The following is a 19,214-nucleotide window of genomic DNA, read 5'->3' on the forward strand; positions in this document are numbered from 1 at the left end:
GCCTCGGCAGCCTCTAGATGAACGAGTTGATCTCGATCGTCTCCGTGCGGCCCGGGCCCACGCCGATCGCGGAGATCGGGGCGCCGGACATCTCCTCCAGGGCCTTCACGTAACCCTGCGCGTTCTTCGGCAGGTCGGAGAAGGTCTGGGCCTTGGTGATGTCCTCGGACCAGCCGGGGAGGTACTCGTAGACCGGCTTCGCGTGGTGGAAGTCCGTCTGGTTGTACGGGAGTTCCTCGACGCGCTTGCCGTCGATCTCGTACGCGACGCAGACCGGGATCTGCTCCCAGCCCGTCAGGACGTCCAGCTTCGTGAGGAAGAAGTCCGTCAGGCCGTTCACGCGGGTCGCGTAGCGCGCGATGGGCGCGTCGAACCAGCCGCAGCGACGGTCACGGCCGGTGGTGACACCGCGCTCGCCGCCGATGCGGCGCAGGTCCTCGCCGTCCTGGTCGAACAGCTCAGTCGGGAACGGGCCCGCGCCGACACGCGTGGTGTACGCCTTCAGGATGCCGATGACGCGGCTGATCTTCGTCGGGCCGACGCCCGTACCCGTGCAGGCGCCGCCCGCGGTCGGGTTCGAGGAGGTGACGAAGGGATACGTGCCGTGGTCCACGTCCAGGAGCGTGCCCTGGCCGCCCTCGAACAGGACGACCTTGTCCTCGTCGAGCGCGTTGTTGAGGATCAGCGTGGTGTCGGCGACGTACTGCTTGATGTTCTCGCCGTGCTCCATGAGCTGCTCGACGATCTGGCCGACCTCGATGGCGCGGCGGTTGTAGAGCTTGGTGAGGAGCTGGTTCTTGACCTCGAGGGCCGCCTCGACCTTCTGCACCAGGATCGACTCGTCGTAGAGGTCCTGGACGCGGATGCCGGTGCGGTTGATCTTGTCGGCGTACGTCGGGCCGATGCCGCGGCCGGTCGTGCCGATCTTGCGCTTGCCGAGGAAGCGTTCCGTCACCTTGTCGACGGTCACGTTGTACGGCGTGATGATGTGCGCGTTACCGCTGATCAGCAGCTTCGACGTGTCGACGCCGCGCTCGTTCAGACCGCTCAGCTCGGAGAGCAGGACCGACGGGTCGACGACGACTCCGTTGCCGATGACTGGCACGCAGTCCGGGGAGAGAATCCCGGAAGGGAGGAGATGCAGCGCGTACTTCTGGTCGCCGACGACGACCGTGTGGCCGGCGTTGTTGCCGCCCTGGTATCGCACTACATAGTCCACGGAGCCACCGAGCAGGTCAGTGGCCTTTCCCTTGCCTTCGTCACCCCACTGAGCACCGAGCAGCACAAGTGCGGGCACAGGCGTACACCCCTTCCGGGCGGGGCATGTCCAAGGTCTGGGGGCCGTAGCCGCCGTATGGGTGTGCCTTGGATGCTGCCCCGGAATAGACGAAGCCCCTGGCGCAATAGCGCAAGGGGCTCTTGCACAAAGATGCTACCCGAGGACGAAAGAAAGGGCGCACGTTGTCGGCTCGCGACCAGCTGCTAGTCGTCATCGACCCGGTCGCCCGGCGCACGGACGGTGAGTCGGTACGGATTGCCAAAGACGTGCTCGGCGCGGGGGCCGCCGTCCGGATCTGTCTGCCGGAAGGACCCGAGGAGTTTGCAAAAGCCCTGGCCAGGAGGGGTGCACGGCGCCCCGTGGTGATCGGGGACGATCAGGCGCTGCTGCGTGCCGTGACGGTTCTGCACCGGGAGCGCGAGCTCGGTTCGTGTGCGGTTTCGGTCGTTCCGGTGGGCGCCGCCCAAGTTCTTTCGCGGTCGCTCGGGGTCCCCTCGGGGGCCGTCGCGGCGGCCCGTGCGGTGCTCGAAGGGGCCGAGCGGCGGCTTGATCTGCTCGTCGACGACAGCGACGGGGTGGTCATCGGGACTCTGCGTATTCCGCCCGTCGCGGCCCCGGCCCCGGCCCCGGCCTCCGGGGGGCAGGCGGTGGACGCCCACCCCTGGCTGCGCACGTGCCAGTCGTTCGTCCGCACCCTCGCGCGTCCCGCCCGGGTGGCGTCCGCGCCGGGGCCGTCGCCCGCGCGGCTGCGGGTGGAGGCGGACGGGGTGCTCGTGGTGGACCTGGACCAGCCGGTGGAGGGCGTCTCGGTGACCCCGGGCGCCGACGGCCTCGCACAGGTCGAGGTCCTGCCCTCCTCGGTGGGCGCGGCGGCGCCGGCCCTGCGGGCACGGGCGCGGACGGTCACCGTGTCCGGCGCGGATTTCCGCTACCGCGCGGATGCGGTGGTCGGGGGCCCGGTACGGACCCGCACGTGGTCGGTACGGACCGGGGCGTGGGGCTTGGTACTGCCTGAGTGAGGCCGCCGGGGGCAGGACGGGAAGGCTCCCGGGGCAGGGCGGGGGAGCTGGCGCGAGAGTGGTGGGCCTACTTGCCGAAGAGGCTTTCGCGGTGCACCCGCCACCGCTCCAGCATCCCCTCGATCTCCGTCTGGACGAACTCGAAGAAGGCGAGCGTCTCGGCCATGCGGCGGCCCGCCGGGGTGTCGGCGCCCAGGCTGTCCACGCCGTCCATCAGGGCGCTCTCCCAGCGCTTGAGGATCCCGTCGCGGTTGGCGAGCGCCTCGTACCACTGGTTGCTGTGCACCCGGAAGAGGTCGCGCCGGGAGCCTGGCTCGCGCTCGCGGGAGACCATGTGCTGCTGCGTGAGGTAGCGGACCGCGCCCGAGACCGCCGCCGGGCTCACCTGGAGCCGTTCGCCGAGCTCGGCCGACGTCAGCGCGCCCGAGTCCGACGCGAGGAGCGCCGCGAAGATCCGCGCGGGCATCCTCGGCATGCCCGCCTCGACCAGCTGCGCGGCGAACTGCTCCACGAAGCGTGAGACGACTTCCTCGTCACGCACCGCCACGTCGTCGGACCCCCTGGACCCCTTGGGCATCTGCCGATCATCTCCCCTGCTCCACCGGTCGTGATCGAGTTTATACGGTTTCTTAACTTCACAAATTTCTGAAACCAGCGTACTTTCAGAAACATGACGAAGGCAATCACCGTCTCCGGACTGCACAAGTCGTTCGGACGGACGCACGCGCTCGACGGCCTCGATCTCGACGTCGAGACCGGCGAGGTCCACGGCTTCCTCGGCCCCAACGGCGCCGGGAAGTCCACGACCATCCGGGTCCTCCTCGGCCTGCTCCGCGCCGACTCCGGAGCCGCCCAGCTCCTCGGCAAGGACCCGTGGAACGACGCCGTCGAACTGCACCGGCGGGTGGCCTACGTACCGGGTGACGTCACCCTGTGGCGCAACCTCTCCGGCGGCGAGGTCATCGATCTCTACGGGAAGCTGCGGGGCGGCCTCGACGCGGCCCGCAGGGCCGACCTCATCGAGCGGTACGAACTCGACCCGACCAAGAAGGGGCGTACGTACTCCAAGGGCAACCGGCAGAAGGTCGCCCTGGTCGCCGCCTTCGCCTCGGACGTCGACGTGCTGATCCTCGACGAGCCGACCTCCGGACTCGACCCGCTCATGGAGGAGGTCTTCCAGAGCTGCGTCGAGGAGGAGCGCGACCGGGGCCGCACCATCCTGCTCTCCTCGCACATCCTCAGCGAGGTGGAGACGCTCTGCGACCGCGTCAGCATCATCAGGAAGGGCAGGACCGTCGAGACGGGGTCCCTTGCCGACCTGCGCCATCTGACGCGGACCAGCGTCACCGCCGAACTGGCGAAGCCGCCGAACGGACTCAGGGAACTGCCCGGCGTCCACGACGTCGACGTATCCGGCCATCGCGTCAAGCTCCAGGTCGAGACCGACAAGCTGGACGCGGTGCTGCGCTCGCTCACCTCCTCCGGAATCCGCTCGCTCCTCTCCACGCCGCCCACGCTCGAAGAGCTCTTCCTGCGGCACTACCAGGACGACGTGCGCGCCGACGAGAGCGACGAGACCGACGAGGTGGTGTCGCGATGACCGCCGTGGCCATGGCGCGGTTCGGTACGCGCACCGGCGGGTCCCGCCAACTCGCCGGTACGGGAGCCCTGTTGAGGCTCGCCCTGCGGCGCGACCGCATCATGCTGCCCGTCTGGGTGCTCGTCGTCGCCGGCCTGGTCCTCGCCATTCCGGGCGCCCTGGAGCAGAGCTACGGAACAGCCGCCGAGCGGGCCGACGCCATGCGCTCGATGAACGCCAACTCCTCGATGCGCGCGCTGTACTCGCCGGTCTTCGGGGACTCCATCGGTGCGCTCTCCGCCTGGCGCATCGGCGTCTACGCCTCCGTCCTCGCCGCCGCGATGAGCCTGATCATCGTCGTACGGCACACCCGCGACGAGGAGGAGACCGGGCGCCAGGAGATGCTCTCGGCCGCGATGGTGGGGCGGCGCGCGCCGCTGACCGCCGCGCTGCTCGCCGCCTTCACCGCGAACGCCGCCGTGGCGCTGCTCATCGCGGGCGGCATGGCCGGGCACGGCTTTGGCGGGGCGCTCGCGCTCGGGCTCGGCGTCGCGGGCACCGGCATGCTCTTCGCCACCATGGCGGCGATCGTCGCCCAGCTCACGGAGAGCGCACGCCTCGCCAAGGGGCTCACCTCCGGGGTGCTCGGCGCCGCGTACGTGCTCAAGGCCGCCGGTGACGCCGGGACCGGGGGCGGTGAGTCCGTGCTGACCTGGCTCTCTCCGCTCGGCTGGGTCGAGAACCTGCGGGCCTTCGCCGGTGAGCGGTGGTGGGTGCTGCTCCTGATCGGCGGCGCGATCCTGGCGCAGGGCGCCCTCTCCTACGACCTCGCGGGGCGGCGCGACGTCGGCATGAGCTTCCTGCCGACCCGGCCGGGGCCCGCCAAGGGCAGGCTCGCCACCGCGGGCGCCCTTGCATGGCGGCTCCAGCGCGGCAGCGTGATCGGCTGGGTGCTCGGCTTCCTGGTCTCCGGTGTCGTCTTCGGCGGGATGGTCGAAGGGGCGGCGGACATCGTCGGCGACAACCGCAACACCCGCGACATCATCGAGCGCATGGGCGGCCAGTCCGGCCTCACGGACGCCTTCCTCTCCACCATGGTCGGCATGCTGGGCATGGTCGCCGCGCTGTACGTCGTCGCCTCGGTGCTGCGGCTGCACGGTGAGGAGATCTCGCAGCGGGCGGAGCCGGTCCTCGCCAACGCGGTGGGACGGCTGCGGTGGGCCGCGGGGCATCTCGTGATCGCCTTCGGCGGTGCGCTGCTCCTGATGCTGGTGGGCGGGCTCGGGCTCGCCACCGGGTACGGGAAGGACTTCGGGCCCGTGATGGGGGCCTGCCTGGTGCAGGTGGCCGCGATCTGGGCGATCGGCGGGCTCGCGGTGCTCCTCGCGGGGGCGTTCCCGCGGGCTGCGGTCGCTGCCTGGGCGGTGGCCGGGGTCTGCCTCGCGATCGGCTGGATCGGCCCCGCGCTGGACCTTCCGCAGGTGGCGATGGACCTGTCTCCCTACGGCCACCTGCCGAAGCTGCCGGGCGGCGGCATGGAGTGGGCACCGATCGCGGTGCTCCTCGCTATCGCGGCGGCGCTGGTGGCCGCGGGCCTGGCGGGTTTGCGCCGCCGGGACATGACGACGTAACCCCGCGGTTCGCCCTGGCCTACAGACTTTCCCGCCCACCCGCCCGATGCCCCGCGTTCGACGGGTGGGCGGGGCGACCGGATCGGACGGACGGGGGGGCCACCAGGCCAGCGGGCAGGGCGGGGCGACCGGGCCGGGCTCGGGCATGACGGCGACCGGACCGGCGGGCAGGTGGGCAGGCGGGCAGGTGGGCAGGCGGGCAGGCGCAGGTGACCGGACCGGCAGGCAGGGCGGGGCGACCGGGCCGGGCTCGGGCGTGACGACGACCGGATCGGACGGGCAGGCCGGGCCGGGCTCGGCCCAGCGGCGGCCGATCGGGCTCGGGCCCGGCGGTGGGCGGCCGGGCTCGGGCCTGGCGGAGGCCGGCCGGGCTCGGGCCCGGCGGTGGGCGGCCGGGCTCGGGCCTGGCGGAGGCCGGCCGGGCTCGGGCCTGGCGGAGGCCGACCGAGCTCGGGCCTGGCGGAGGCCGACCGAGCTCGTGGGATCGAGCCGGCCGCGGGGCTAGTCGGTGGGGGAATGGCGGGGCTGCGGCGGAGGGCGTGAGCCGCCGCTGCCCCGGCCGTGAGACGTGCGGCGGCCCGGGTCCACGGGGGGATCCGGGGCGTTGTGCCGTACCCCGGTTACCCCCGTGTAGTACCTGGGACGGACTCCCGGGAACCCGTCCCAGGCGGGACGACCCCCCGCCCCCGCCCCCGTACCTTCGTAAGCGTGAATGACGCGACCAAGACCGCCCCCAGCAACTCCCGCAGCCCGGAGTTCCGCCTGGCCATGGGTGCACTCGCAGGGCTCCGCCAGGACCTCTTCCGCGGTGCCTTCGTCTACCGCCCGCTGCCCCGGGCACGTACGGACAGCCCGCTGGCCCGGCGCCTGCCCGGCCGGATACGCCCGTACGCCGGGTGGGCCCCGCACGCGGCGGTCGGGGTGGCTGCCTTCTTCGTCTTCCTCATCGGGTACGCGGACGACGACGGCGGCCTCGGCTACGTCCTCACCGCCCTCATCCCGGCCGCCGCCGTCGTCATGACCCTGGTCAGGCCCGTCGGCGCCTGGTGGATCCTGCTCGCGAGCACCCCCTTCTCCGCTGCCCTGGGCTACGCCTGGGACGACCATCCGTGGCGGGCCGGCGTCTTCCTCGCGAACATCGTCGTGATGACGGTGGTCACCCTGCGGACCCGGCCCCGCACCGCCGCCTGGATGTGGGTGGGCACCGCCATCTTCGGCATCGGCTCCGAGATCTTCCTCGGCCGGGGCTACGGCGCCAACACCCCGGAGATGCTCTTCTTCTCCGCGCTCGCCCTGCTCGCCGCCTCCCTGGTGCACATCCGCCGCGAGGCCAAGCGCGAGGTCAGCGTCCAGCGGACGGTCACCGAGATGGAGCGCGGCAAGCGCACGCTCCTGGAGGAGCGGACGACCATCGCCCGCGAACTGCACGACGTCGTCGCGCACCACATGTCCGTGGTCGCCATCCAGGCGGAGGCCGCCCCCTACCGCGTCGAGAACCCGCCGCCCGAGCTGGAGCAGGCGTTCGTCACGATCCGCGAGAACGCCGTGGCCGCGCTCACGGAGCTGCGCCGCGTCCTCGGAGTCGTACGGGCCGAGGACTACGAGGCGCCGGACGCCCCGCAGCCCACCCTCGCCGACCTCGACCGGCTCATCGCCAACGTCGGCGAGACCGGTCTGACCGTAGAGAAGGTCATCACCGGCGCGGTCCGCGAGCTCCCGCAGGGCGTCGAGCTCTCCGCGTACCGCATCGTCCAGGAGGCGCTGAGCAACACCCTGCGCCACGCCCCCGGCGCCACGGCCCGCGTCGAGGTCGGCTACGTCCTGGGCGGCCTGGGTCTGCGCATCGTCAACGGCCCGGCGACCGGCCTGGTCAAGCCGTCCCCCGGAGCGGGCCACGGCCTGACCGGCATGCGCGAACGTGTCACCATGCTGGACGGCGAGATGACCACAGAGAACACCGAGGACGGCGGCTATGAAGTCACCGTCTTCCTGCCCGTCGCGTCCGCGTCGGAGCCCACCGGAGGCCGGGAATGACGATCCGCGTACTGATCGCCGACGACCAGATGATGGTCCGTGAGGGCTTCTCCGTCCTGCTCAACGCGATGCCGGACTTCGAGGTCGTGGGCGAGGCGGTCAACGGCCGCGAGGCGGTCCGGCGCGTCCGCGAACTCGAACCGGACGTCGTGCTCATGGACATCCGCATGCCCGAGCTGAACGGCATCGAGGCGACCCGCGAGATCGTCGCGGCGGACGTCGAGTCGAAGGTCCTCGTCCTGACCACCTTCGACCTCGACGAGTACGTCTACCAGGCGCTGCGCGCGGGCGCCTCCGGCTTCCTCCTCAAGGACGCATCCGCACGCCAGCTCGCGGACGGCGTACGGGTGGTGGCGGCGGGCGAGGCCCTGCTCGCGCCCTCCGTGACGCGCCGCCTCATCACCGAGTTCTCCAAGCTCGGCGAGTCTCCGCGCCTCTCGGCGACGGTCCAGGCACAGCAGTACGGCGAGCTCACCGAACGCGAGACGGAGGTGCTCGTGCTCATCGCCCAGGGTCTGTCCAACGGGGAGATCGCCTCGCGCCTCGTGGTCGCCGAGTCCACGATCAAGACCCACGTGAGCCGCATCCTGGTGAAACTGGGCCTGCGGGACCGCACGCAGGCCGCCGTCTTCGCGTACGAGGCAAGGCTGGTCACACCCGGCTGAGCGCCATTACCGTCGCTCCATGGATGCCACGAACGCCCCCTTCGCCCCCTGGGATCCGGAGTTCATCGCCGATCCGTACCCCGCCTACGCGCGGCTGCGGGACGCGGGGCGGGTGCATTACTTCGAGCCGACCGACCAGTGGCTGATCCCGCATCACGCCGACGTGTCGGCGCTGCTGCGGGACCGGCGGCTCGGGCGGACCTATCTGCACCGGTTCACGCACGAGGAGTTCGGGCGGCAGGCGCCGCCGCCCGAGCACGAGCCGTTCCACGTCCTGAACGACAACGGCATGCTCGACCTGGAGGCGCCGACCCACACCCGCATCCGGCGCCTGGTGTCGAAGGCCTTCACGCCGCGCACGGTGGAGCGACTGCGCCCGTACGTCGAGGAGTTGGCGGACCGGCTGGTACGGGACCTCGTCGCCGACGGCGGCGGAGACCTCGCGGCCCGCGTCGCCGAGCCGCTGCCGGTGGCGGTCATCGCGCAGATGCTGGGCATCCCGGAGAGCGACCGGCACCAGCTGCGCCCCTGGTCGGCCGACATCTGCGGGATGTACGAACTGAGCCCCTCCGGGGAGACCGCCGCGCGGGCGGTGACCGCGTCCCTGGAATTCTCGGCGTACCTGCGCGAACTCATCGCCGTACGGCGCGAGAAGCCCGGTGATGATCTGATCTCGGGGCTCATCGCCGCCCACGAGGACGGGGAGTCCCTGAGCGAGCAGGAGATGATCTCCACCTGCGTGCTGCTGCTCAACGCGGGGCACGAGGCGACGGTCAACGCCACCGTCAACGGCTGGTACGCCCTCTTCCGCAATCCCGACCAGCTGGCCGCCCTGCGCGCGGACCCCGGGGGCCTGATTCCCGGCGCCGCGGAGGAGTTGATGCGGTACGACACCCCGCTCCAGCTCTTCGAGCGGTGGGTCCTGGACGACATCGAAGTCGACGGCACCATGATCCCGCGCGGCAGCGAGGTCGCCCTCCTCTTCGGCTCCGCCAACCACGACCCGGCCGTCTTCACCGACCCCGCAGCACTGGACCTGGCCCGCGCCGAGAACCCCCACATCTCCTTCAGCGCGGGCATCCACTACTGCATCGGCGCACCCCTGGCCCGCATCGAACTGGCGGCCTCGCTGGGCGCGTTGCTCCACCGCGCCCCCGCCCTGAAACTGGCCGCGGAGCCGGAACGGAAGCCGAACTTCGTGATCCGGGGGCTGCGGGAACTCCTTGTGGAGGTGTGAGCCCCTTACGCACGACTCCCGTACGTACGACTCCCGCGGGCGCCCGTCAGAACGCCAGCTGCGCGATCTCCTCCGCCACCACCGCGCACGCGTCCGCCGCCGGGTCGATCAGCGGGAAGTGCCCGACGTCCTCCAGCAGCGTCACGCCGATGACCTCGCCCGCCTTCGCCGCCGCGTCGGCGTACGCCTCGGCCACCGCCTGGGGCACCACGATGTCGGTACGGCCCTGGACGACAGTCGTGGCGATGCCGGTGGGCAGCAGGGCCGCCGGGTCGGCGTGCGCCAGACGCTCGTCGACGTTCTCCTTGCCGCCGAGGAACTGCACCACGGCGTCCGAGCAGACCCCCAGCTCCTGAGCGACCCGGAAGTCGGCGATGGGCGCGAGGGCGACGGCGCCCCGGAAGGGTGCGGGACGGTCGATGCGCCAGGGAGAGCCCACGGGCAGCACATGCCGGGCGGCGGCCCAGAGCGCGAGGTGCCCGCCCGCGGAGTGGCCCGTGACGACGGTGCGGCGGATGTCGGCCGACGGCAGCAGGTCGCCCACCAGGGCGGGCAGCGCGTCGAAGGCGGCGGCCACGTCGTCGAACGTCTCGGGCCAGCTGCCCGCGGCCGGGCCGCCTCCCTGCGCGGGGATCGGACTCCCCCTGCGGTACTCGACGTTGGCCACGGCGAAGCCACGCCTGGCCAGGAAGTCCGCGAAGGGCGTGATGTGCCGCCGGTCGTACGGAGCGCGCCAGGCTCCGCCGTGCAGGACGACCACCAGGGGCGCGCTGCCCCCCGTGCCGCTGCGGGGTTCGTAGAAGTCGACCACCTGGTCGGGGTGTTCGCCGTACGCCGCGATGGCGTCGGGCGTCACCGCGGGGTGCGAGAAGGCGGCTTCGGCCTCGGCGGCATCGCGGGCCACGGCGTCGGCGTCGTCCGGCATGCGACAACCTCTCTGCGGGTGCGTGGGGGTACTGGTCTCTTGATCTTCCCCTACCCCGCCCCTTCCCGGAACCGGCTCGGGGCGGGCCGGAAATCCAGCCCGCCCGACCGGCGGCGGGATCGTTACCCCGCGCTCCCGTCAAGGGTTCGCGCGAGGACGGACGCCGCCCGCTCCGCATCGGCGAAGCCGACGTACAGCGGCGTGAAGCCGAAGCGCAGTACGTCCGGCGCCCGGAAGTCGCCGACCACGCCCTGCTCGATGAGCCGTCGCATCACGTCACCCGCGTCGTCGCAGCGCAGGGCGACCTGGCTGCCGCGTTCCCCGTGCGCGGCCGGGGTGAGCACCTCGACGCGGCCCTCGGGGACGTAGGCCCGCACGCACTCGACGAAGAAGTCCGTGAGCGCGAGGGACTTGGCCCGTACGGCCTCGACGGATACCCCGTCCCAGGCGTCGAGCGCCGCGTCCAGGGCCAGCATCGACAGGATGTCCGGCGTACCGACCCGGCCCCGAAGGGCACCGTCCGCGGCCTCGAACTCCGGCCGCATCCCGAAGGGCTCGGCGTGCGAGTTCCAGCCGGGCAGCGGGGAGTCGAAACGGGCCTGGAGATCCGCCCGTACGTAGATGTAGGCAGGTGAACCGGGACCCCCGTTCAGGTACTTGTAGGTGCAGCCGACCGCGAGGTCCACGCCGTGCGCGTCGAGCCCGACGGGCAGCGCGCCCGCGGTATGGCACAGGTCCCACACCACAAGGGCGCCCGCGTCGTGCACGGCCGACGTCAGGCCGGGCAGATCGTGCAGGCGCCCGGTGCGGTAGTCGGCGTGGTTGAGCAGGACGACCGCCGTGCGCGGGCCGAGGACGCCGGGGACGTCGGCCGGGGCGACCGGCACCAGACGGCACCCCGTCATGCGCGCGGCGGACTCGGCGATGTACCCGTCCGTGGGGAACGTCGTCGCGTCAACCACGATCTCGTCGCGCCCCTCGTCCGTGTCACGGACCATGCGTACGGCGGCGACGAGGGCCTTGAAGATGTTCACGCTCGTCGAGTCGCCGACCACGATCTGGCCGGGGGCGGCGCCCACGAGGGGGGCGATGCGGTCGCCGATCCGCTCGGGGGCGGTCCACCAGCCGCTCTCGTCCCAGGAGCGGATGCGCAGCTGCCCCCATTGGTGTGTGATCACGTCTGCCACGCGTGCCTGGACGTTCGCGGGCAAGGCGCCCAGCGAGTTGCCGTCCAGGTAGACGGTGTCATCGAGCACGAACTCCTTGCGCTTCGCGCTGAGTTCGTCGCCCGCGTCCATCTTTTCCGCTTGCGCACGGAGGTCGCGCTCGCCGCCGTCGTGGGTTTTGCCCACCCGTCCCGCCCCGCAGGACGCCTGCCCAAAACCGTTGCCGGTACCGCCCTCAGACATGGCTCCTCGCAGTCCACAGCTCGGGGAAGACGTTCTTCGTCGCGCGCTTCTCCAGCCAGGCCACGCCCGCGGAGCCGCCGGTGCCCGTCTTGGAGCCCATCGCGCGCCGCGTCGCCACCAGATGGTCGTTGCGCCAGCGCCACACCAGCTCGGCGACGTCCGTCAACACCTCTCCCAGACGCGCGAGTTCGTCGCTCTCGTCCCCGGCGTAGAGGTCGGTCCACACCTTCTCGACCTGCGGGGACGGCTCGTACTTCTGCGTCAGGTCACGCTGCAGGACGGACTCCGGGACCGCGTGACCGCGGCGGGCGAGCAGGGCGAGCACCTCGTCGTACAGGCTCGGCTCCTGGAGCGCCTTCTCCAGTTCCGCGTGGACGCGCGGCGCGCCCCGGTGCGGCACCAGCATGGACGCGGACTTGTCACCGAGCAGGAACTCCATGCGGCGGTACATCGCGGACTGGAATCCGGACCCCTCGCCGAGCGCCGAACGGTAGGAGTTGAACTGCCCGGGGGTCAGCTGGGCGAGCGGGCGCCAGGAGGCGTTCAGCGCCTCCAGCTCGCGCAGGCTGCGCTTGAGTGCGGCCACGGCGACGGGGACGTCGTCACTGCGCAGGGCGCGCGACGCGGTCTCCCATTCGTGCACGATGACCGTGAACCACAGCTCCATCACCTGGGTGGTCACCAGGAAGACCATCTCGCCGGGGTCGTCCGAGCGCAGATGCTGGAGGTGTGTGAGGACGTCGGCCTGGACGTAGTCCTCGTAAGGGGTGGTTCCTGCGAAGTCGAGGTTCGGGGTGTCCGCCTCTTGGGACATCGCGATCTCCTTGATACGTACTCCGGGTAGCGGTCCGCCCCTGCCGTTACCGACACGGGGGCCCCGGTCCCCACCGGCATCCTCCGCAACATCCGGGGAAACGGCAAGACCTGCCTGGTCACAGGGGCGTCCAGGCAGGTCACGTACGTCTTCGGGGGTTAACCCAGGGTGTCGGCGGCCGTCTCGGAGGAGTCCCTCAGGAAGCCCGAGCAGCGCTCGTACTCCTCCTGCTCACCGATCGACTGCGCGGCGCGCGCGAGGGCGTGCAGGGCCCGCAGGAAGCCGCGGTTCGGCTCGTGCTCCCACGGCACCGGGCCGTGCCCCTTCCAGCCGGCCCGGCGCAGCGAGTCGAGGCCGCGGTGGTAGCCGGTACGGGCGTACGCGTACGACTCGACGACGCTGCCCCGCTCGAACGCCGCGTCGGCGAGCTGCGCCCAGGCGAGCGAGGAGGTCGGGTACTTCGCGGCGACGTCGGCGGGCGCCGCGCCGTTCGCGAGGAGCTCGCGCGGCTCCGGGTCGTCGGGCAGGTGGGTCGGGGGCGGTCCCCCGAGCAGATCCTTGTGAATGGCCATGGGTTCCAGTCTGCGCCATCGGCCGACGCGAAGGGCCCGCTACCCCCTCCCGGGAGGGGGTAGCGGGCCCTTCGGCGACAGCGGCAGGGCTTACTTCAGCTTCGTGCCCGTGGAGCGCAGGTTCGCGCACGCCTCGGTGACGCGCGTGGCCATGCCCGCCTCGGCGGCCTTGCCCCAGGTGCGGGGGTCGTACGTCTTCTTCGAGCCGACCTCGCCGTCGACCTTCAGGACGCCGTCGTAGTTCTTGAACATGTGGTCGGCGACGGGACGCGTGAAGGCGTACTGCGTGTCCGTGTCGAGGTTCATCTTCACGACGCCGTTCTCCAGGGCGGTCGCGATCTCCTCGGCGGTCGAGCCGGAGCCGCCGTGGAAGACGAAGTCGAAGGGCTGCGAGCCGGCGGGCAGGCCGTACTTCGCGGCGACGCCCTCCTGGAGGTCCTTGAGGAGCTCCGGGCGCAGGACGACGTTGCCCGGCTTGTAGACGCCGTGGACGTTGCCGAAGGACGCGGCCAGGAGGTAGCGGCCCTTCTCGCCGAGGCCGAGGGCCTCCGCCGTACGCAGCGCGTCGTCGACCGTCGTGTACAGCTCGTCGTTGATCTCGTGCGTGACGCCGTCCTCCTCGCCGCCGGTCGGGGTGATCTCGACCTCGAGGATGATCTTCGCGGCGGCGGCCTTCGCGAGCAGCTCCTGGCCGATGGCCAGGTTGTCGGCGAGGGTCTCGGCGGAGCCGTCCCACATGTGCGACTGGAAGAGCGGGTTACGACCGGCCTTGACGCGCTCGGCGGAGACGTCGATCAGCGGACGGACGTACGTGTCCAGCTTGTCCTTGGGGCAGTGGTCGGTGTGCAGCGCGACGGTGATGTCGTACTTCGCGGCGACGATGTGCGCGAACTCGGCGAGGGCCACGGCGCCCGTCACCATGTCCTTGTTGTACTGGCCGCCCAGGAACTCCGCACCACCGGTGGAGATCTGGATGATGCCGTCGCTCTCGGCCTCCGCGAAGCCGCGCAGTGCGGCGTGCAGCGTCTGCGAGGAGGTCACGTTGATGGCCGGGTAGGCGAACTTGCCTGCCTTCGCCCGGTCGAGCATCTCGGCGTAGACCTCGGGGGTTGCGATGGGCATGTGTCCGCTCCTTGTGATGTGCGGGTGTGTGCTTGGCCCTGACCTAAGGGGGCGACGTCATCGTCGCCCCCATCTTTCCAGATCCGCCGGGCGGCTCAGGCCGCCCGCCGCATACCGGATACAGCCCGGCCCTAGTCCAGGCCGAGGTCGTCCTTGGAGTACGCGAAGAGGTACGGCACCCCGGCGCCCTCGGTGATCTTCTCGCCCGCGCCGGTGGCGCGGTCCACGATGGTCGCGACGCCCACGACCTCGGCACCGGCCTCGCGCACGGCCTCGACGGCGGTGAGCGGGGAGCCACCGGTGGTGGAGGTGTCCTCGACCACGAGAACGCGGCGCCCCTTGATGTCCGGGCCCTCGACGCGGCGCTGCATGCCGTGCGCCTTGGCGGCCTTGCGCACGACGAAGGCGTCGAGGCGCTTGCCGCGCGCGGCGGAGGCGTGCAGCATCGCGCCGGCGACGGGGTCGGCGCCCATGGTGAGCCCGCCGACGGCGTCGAAGTCCAGGTCGGCGGTGAGGTCGAGCAGGACCTGGCCGACCAGGGGGGCGGCCTCGCCGTCGAGGGTGACGCGGCGCAGGTCGATGTAGTAATCGGCTTCGAGACCCGAGGAGAGGGTCACCTTGCCGTGCACCACGGCCTTGTCCTTGATCTGCTGCAGCAGGGCGCCACGTACGTCGTCAGTCATGCCTGTCAGCTTAAAGCCGCGTCCGGCAGCTCAGAGCCGCGTCCAGGTCCAGGTCGTCGACGCTTCCAGCGGGTCGATGGGGGTGACCAGGCGGGGCAGGGTGTTGAGACCGTTCGGCGGGCCGGTCTGCGGCTCCACGCACACGGCGGCTTCCTGCTCGTCATACACGACGACCCACGGCTCGCGGCTCTGCACCTTCAGCTCGATCTGCTCCGGCCAGGTGAGGGTGACGTCGACGCCGTCGGGCATGCCGAAGCAGTCGTCCCGGGGGCCGGGGAGGGGCGTGATGCGGTTGCCGGTGGGGAGGTGGTCGTAGCCGCGCTCCTCCTGCCAGGCGGGGGCGAAGTCGATGCGTACGTCCTCGCCGCTTCCCAGGTTGCGGTTGAACCAGGGGTGCCAGCCCGCCTGGGCGGGGAAGGAGTCGCCGTACGTCTCGATGCCGAGGGTGAGGGTGAGGGAGTCCTCGGTGAGGGCGAAGATCTGCGTGATGCGGCCTTCCCAGGGCCAGGGTGCGGTGAGGTCGTACGTGAACGCGGCCTCGGTCTTGGTGGCGCGGGCGGTGCGCCATGCGGCGTCCCTCGCGAAGCCGTGGATGGCGTGGGGCGGGGAGTTGAGGGGCATCTGGTGGGTCGTGCCGCCGTTGCGGAACTTTCCCTCGCGGATGCGGCCGGCCCAGGGGGCCATGGGGAAGCAGCCGTAGCGCTCGCCCTGCCGCAGCAGCTCTGCGCCGCCGACCCGAAGACTCCCGACCCGGCAGCCGTTCCCCGGCCGCAGCTCAACTTCCGCGTCACCCGCGGTCAGCGTCACGCTCTCTTCACTACTCACGGGGTCGACCCTACGGGCAGAGGTCTTTCTTCATCCCCGACGACTACCGCCTACGGCGCAACGCCCGCCCCGCGACGATCGCCGAGGCCACCACCAGCGCGGCCGCGGGAGCGGCCCACCGCAGGGTGGCCCGGGACGAGAGGGACTCCGCCGCGGGCGCGGGCGCGTACCGCCCCCGGGGCGGCGCGTGGTCGACCTCCTCCGCGCTGCGCCCGATCATCGTCCGCCGAGCATGCGCGGCCTCCGCGGGCGGCGCCAGAATGTCCTCGACGTCGACCTCGACGTCGTCGACATCGAGATCGTCCTCGGAATCCGCGTCGAGCGAGGAGGCCGGGACCTCCGTCTCGAAGACGGAAGCGGGCTCGACGGGCTCCACGGGCGCGATGACCACAGGCTCGGGCTCCGGCTCGACCGCCGCGGGCTCAGGCGCGGCCCCGCGTCCAAGCCCCTCCCCGAACCGGTCGAGAAGCCTGCGCACCGCGTTCTCCACAGCCTGTGGAGAACTTTCGGCGACCCGCCCCTCCCCCGCGCCCGTCCCGGCGAAAACGAGCCGGGTCCCGCTGCCGTCCTCGGCGGGGTCGAGCCGCACCGTCAGGGAGAGCTTCACGGAGCCACCGCCCCGCACCTCCACGCCCTCACCCTCGATGGCGAAGGCACCGTCGCCCCGCGCGGCGACCCGCGCCGCACCGCGGTACGTGATGGTGTGACCGCCGACCCGCACCTTGAGCCGGCCGGAGAGCGGACGGGCGGACTCGTCGGCGTCGCGCTGCAGTCCGGGCACCGCCCCAGCGACCTGCTCGGGGTCGCTCAGCACCTGCTGAAGACGGTCGGCGGGAACCGGAACGAACACCTCATGCTCCATGGCAGTCGAGCCTACCCACGTGGCCGAGAACATGTACGTCAGTTCGTCAGTTCGCGTACCGCGGGTGTACCAGCGTGGAGGGGGTCAGCCCTTGCACCCGCGTCCGTTCGGCGGACATGACGCCCGCCGGCAGCGGCGCCGCCGTCCGGCGTGGTTCGAGGACCGTGCGGGACGGGGGCGATCCGGCCGCGAGCACGAAGCCCCAGTCGGCGGACGCGCCCTCCACGCGATACGCCTCGGTCAGCAGCCCCGCCGCCCGCAGCGTCGCCTCCACCGTCCAGAAGACGCGGGGCCGGTCGGCGACAGGTCCGGCGTGCACGGCGAGCCGGCCGCCCACGGCCAGGGTCCGCCGCACGAGGCCGTAGAACTCCTGGGAGTAGAGCTTGGCGCTCGCGGTACTGACGGGGTCCGGCAGATCGGAGATCACCACGTCGTACGTACGAGGGGGCGAGCGCAGCCAGCGGAACGCGTCGGCGTGCACCACCCGCACCCGGGGATCGCGGTACACCTGTCCGTTCAGTTCGCTCAGCGCCGGATCGCGGCGCGCCAACCGCACGACACCGGGGTCGAGTTCGACGACGTCCACCCGCCGCACCCCCCGGTGCCGCAGCACCTCGCGCGCCGCGAGGCCGTCTCCGCCGCCGAGGACCAGCACGCGCGCGTGCCTGCCACCGTTCATCGCGGGGTCGACGAGCGCCCGGTGGTAGCGGTTCCCGTCCCGGCCGCTGATGCGCAGGTGCCCGTCGACGTAGAGATCGAGGGTCCTGTTCCTGCCGCCGGTGAGGACCACTTCCTGGATGTCGGTGTGCACGGCGATCCGTACGTCCTTGCCGTAGACCGCACGCCGCGCCGCCGCCTCGAAGTCGCCGACGAGCACGGCGGCCGACGCGAGCAGGCCGAGCACCGTGACGTTCGCGACGAGCAGCGCCCAGCGGCCGCGCGCGCTCAGGTCGTGCCGGAACAGGCCGAAGACGAGGGCGCCGCCCGCGACCGCGTTGACGGCGCCGGTGATCAGCGCTCCGTTCAGCTGGCCGAGCAGGGGGAGCAGCAGGAAGGGGAAGGCGAGGCCGCCCACGAGCGCGCCCACGTAGTCGGCGGCGAACAGGTCGGAGACGGCGCCGCTGGGGTCCTGCCGCTTGATCCGCTGGATGAGCACCATGAGGAGCGGGACCTCGGCGCCGATGAGCAGGCCGATGGCGAGCGAGAACGCGACGAGCAGATACCGCGAGCCGCCTTCCCAGACCTCGCCCTTGTCGCCGGTCCAGGCGAACGCGGCGTACAACGCCATGGCGCTCAGGCCGCCGACCAGCGCGAGCGCCGACTCCACCAGGCCGAATCCGGCGGCGGCCCGGCAGCGCAGGCGCTTGGCGAGCAGGGAGCCGATGCCCATGGCGAAGACCATCACCGAGAGGACCACCGACGCCTGGGTGACGGAGTCTCCGATCAAGTACGAGGCGAGGGCGACGAGTTCCAGTTCGTACACGAGACCGCAGGCCGCGCAGATGAAGACGCCCGCCAGGACGAGCAACCGTCCCGTCCTGGGTGTCACGGGTAAAGGTGTTGACGGCTCGATCACCTTGGGAACGCTACGTCACCGAACCCATACGTCCGGTCACCCACAAGGGTGCATCGCGGGTACCCTCACCCCTACGCGGGTACGGGTCGCGACGAGTTGCCCGTCCTGCGGATAGGCGTGCCAGGTGCGCCACTGCACCGCACCTTCGTGCCGCTGCGCCAGCATCGCGGTGAACGCGTGCGGGCTGCCGGGGAAGACCCCGGCGAGTCCGTGCGGATGCTCGGCCACCAGGGCGAGCAGTTCTTGTGCGCGGCCCGCGAACTGGCCGCGCGAGAGGGTTTCGACGCGCGCGGCGAACTCGTACTCCCAGTCGCCGAGGCGCTTGGAGACGCCGAGCGGGAGCGGCGTACTGCTGCCGGGGATGCAGGCGACGGTCTCGGAGCAGTTGCCCTGCTCCTCTTCGAGGAGCACTTGGTGCGAGGCCCCCAGTAACCGCAACTCCATCCTGGCGTCCGCGAGTTGCAGTTCGAGTGTGGCGAGCGCGGGCAGCGGCTCACGCCCCAGGGTCCAGGCGAGGTCCGCGGCGCACGTGTCGGTATAGACAGTCTTCAGGGTCGTGAGCATGGGTCGGCTCCGCTAACACGCAATGGAAGTGGTGCCGGCGCACCCGGTCGTCGGCGACCGGGAGGTCGGAATGCCGGCTCGTACCCACGAGACGTCCTTGTTGTCCAATTAGTCCGTTTCGAGGGCGGCGCTGACGGTTAAGAGGGAATCATGGACTGCTGCACTGCCACAGCGTTTTTACCCAACTTCGGAGGGTTTCCACCCCCGCGGGGGCTGCACAGTTCAACTGTTCAATGACTCAACGACGAAGTGCCCGGCACGAGTTGCCTCATGCCGAGCACTTCAAACAATGGACGGACCAGCTGCCCCGTGTCAGCTGCCTCCGCCACCGCCACATCCGCCACCGCCGCCACCGCCGCAGGAGGAGCCGCCGCCACAGGACGACCCCCCACCGCAGGAGCTGCCGCCGCCGCCGTCA

At 71.4% G+C, this 19,214-nt stretch carries 18 protein-coding genes; 6 read left to right on the plus strand and 12 right to left on the minus strand.

The annotated features are described in order from the left end of the window. Positions 1-13: 13 nt before the first annotated feature. Positions 14-1,297, minus strand: a complete 1,284-nt coding sequence (locus tag ABZ906_RS22450) for an adenylosuccinate synthase (protein WP_361190815.1) — start codon at positions 1,295-1,297, stop codon at positions 14-16. Positions 1,298-1,461: 164 nt separating this feature from the next. Here ABZ906_RS22450 and ABZ906_RS22455 point away from each other — a divergent pair, with 164 nt between their 5' ends. Continuing rightward, on the plus strand, positions 1,462-2,298 hold the full coding sequence (locus ABZ906_RS22455; protein ID WP_361190812.1) for a diacylglycerol kinase family protein: 837 nt from the start codon (positions 1,462-1,464) through the stop codon (positions 2,296-2,298). Between the two features lie 67 nt (positions 2,299-2,365). Here the strand turns inward: ABZ906_RS22455 and ABZ906_RS22460 are convergent, their stop codons facing one another. After that, a complete protein-coding gene (locus tag ABZ906_RS22460) occupies positions 2,366-2,875 on the minus strand; it encodes a MarR family transcriptional regulator (RefSeq protein ID WP_361190810.1) in 510 nt (169 codons plus the stop codon). Between the two features lie 93 nt (positions 2,876-2,968). Here ABZ906_RS22460 and ABZ906_RS22465 point away from each other — a divergent pair, with 93 nt between their 5' ends. The 5 genes from ABZ906_RS22465 (at position 2,969) to ABZ906_RS22485 (ending at position 9,444) form a co-directional block, all read left to right on the plus strand. Beyond that, positions 2,969-3,898: an ABC transporter ATP-binding protein gene (locus tag ABZ906_RS22465; RefSeq protein ID WP_361385217.1), complete on the plus strand. Its 930-nt coding sequence runs from the start codon at positions 2,969-2,971 to the stop codon at positions 3,896-3,898. Next, a complete protein-coding gene (locus tag ABZ906_RS22470; protein WP_361385220.1) occupies positions 3,895-5,508 on the plus strand; it encodes an ABC transporter permease in 1,614 nt (537 codons plus the stop codon). Before ABZ906_RS22465 ends, ABZ906_RS22470 begins: the two co-directional genes overlap by 4 nt. Positions 5,509-6,276: 768 nt before the next feature. Then, on the plus strand, positions 6,277-7,542 hold the full coding sequence (locus ABZ906_RS22475; RefSeq protein ID WP_361385848.1) for a histidine kinase: 1,266 nt from the start codon (positions 6,277-6,279) through the stop codon (positions 7,540-7,542). After that, complete coding sequence (locus ABZ906_RS22480) at positions 7,539-8,207, plus strand: response regulator transcription factor (RefSeq protein ID WP_361190802.1); 669 nt, start codon at positions 7,539-7,541, stop codon at positions 8,205-8,207. The genes ABZ906_RS22475 and ABZ906_RS22480 overlap by 4 nt, the downstream gene beginning before the upstream one ends. Positions 8,208-8,226: 19 nt before the next feature. Continuing rightward, on the plus strand, positions 8,227-9,444 hold the full coding sequence (locus ABZ906_RS22485) for a cytochrome P450 (RefSeq protein ID WP_361385223.1): 1,218 nt from the start codon (positions 8,227-8,229) through the stop codon (positions 9,442-9,444). Positions 9,445-9,490: 46 nt separating this feature from the next. Here the strand turns inward: ABZ906_RS22485 and ABZ906_RS22490 are convergent, their stop codons facing one another. The 10 genes from ABZ906_RS22490 to ABZ906_RS22535 form a co-directional block, all read right to left on the minus strand. Beyond that, on the minus strand, positions 9,491-10,369 hold the full coding sequence (locus tag ABZ906_RS22490; protein ID WP_361190797.1) for an alpha/beta hydrolase: 879 nt from the start codon (positions 10,367-10,369) through the stop codon (positions 9,491-9,493). A 122-nt stretch (positions 10,370-10,491) separates the two neighbouring features. Continuing rightward, positions 10,492-11,667 (minus strand): kynureninase, encoded by a 1,176-nt coding sequence (kynU, locus tag ABZ906_RS22495; RefSeq protein WP_361385851.1) that lies wholly within the window; start codon positions 11,665-11,667, stop codon positions 10,492-10,494. Positions 11,668-11,770: 103 nt separating this feature from the next. Continuing rightward, the gene (locus tag ABZ906_RS22500) at positions 11,771-12,592 is read right to left on the minus strand and encodes a tryptophan 2,3-dioxygenase family protein (protein WP_361190795.1); all 822 of its coding nucleotides are present in this window, start codon (positions 12,590-12,592) and stop codon (positions 11,771-11,773) included. A 158-nt stretch (positions 12,593-12,750) separates the two neighbouring features. Then, positions 12,751-13,164, minus strand: a complete 414-nt coding sequence (locus ABZ906_RS22505) for a DUF3151 domain-containing protein (protein ID WP_361385226.1) — start codon at positions 13,162-13,164, stop codon at positions 12,751-12,753. A 90-nt stretch (positions 13,165-13,254) separates the two neighbouring features. Then, positions 13,255-14,286: a class II fructose-bisphosphate aldolase gene (gene fbaA / locus ABZ906_RS22510; RefSeq protein WP_361190789.1), complete on the minus strand. Its 1,032-nt coding sequence runs from the start codon at positions 14,284-14,286 to the stop codon at positions 13,255-13,257. Between the two features lie 131 nt (positions 14,287-14,417). Further along, a complete protein-coding gene (gene pyrE, locus ABZ906_RS22515) occupies positions 14,418-14,969 on the minus strand; it encodes an orotate phosphoribosyltransferase (protein WP_361190787.1) in 552 nt (183 codons plus the stop codon). A 30-nt stretch (positions 14,970-14,999) separates the two neighbouring features. Further along, on the minus strand, positions 15,000-15,794 hold the full coding sequence (locus ABZ906_RS22520; protein ID WP_361385229.1) for an aldose 1-epimerase: 795 nt from the start codon (positions 15,792-15,794) through the stop codon (positions 15,000-15,002). 43 nt (positions 15,795-15,837) lie between these two features. Further along, positions 15,838-16,656 carry an SRPBCC domain-containing protein gene (locus ABZ906_RS22525; protein ID WP_361190781.1) on the minus strand — a complete coding sequence of 273 codons (819 nt, stop codon included), beginning with the start codon at positions 16,654-16,656 and terminating at the stop codon, positions 15,838-15,840. A 46-nt stretch (positions 16,657-16,702) separates the two neighbouring features. Further along, positions 16,703-18,205, minus strand: coding sequence for a polyamine aminopropyltransferase (locus tag ABZ906_RS22530; RefSeq protein ID WP_361385232.1), 1,503 nt, complete (start codon positions 18,203-18,205; stop codon positions 16,703-16,705). 63 nt (positions 18,206-18,268) lie between these two features. Continuing rightward, positions 18,269-18,796 (minus strand): DUF2617 family protein, encoded by a 528-nt coding sequence (locus tag ABZ906_RS22535; RefSeq protein ID WP_361190775.1) that lies wholly within the window; start codon positions 18,794-18,796, stop codon positions 18,269-18,271. Between the last annotated feature and the right edge of the window lie 418 nt (positions 18,797-19,214).

The organism is Streptomyces sp. NPDC046925 (assembly GCF_040644915.1).
In the GTDB taxonomy this organism is placed as follows: Bacteria; Actinomycetota; Actinomycetes; order Streptomycetales; family Streptomycetaceae; genus Streptomyces.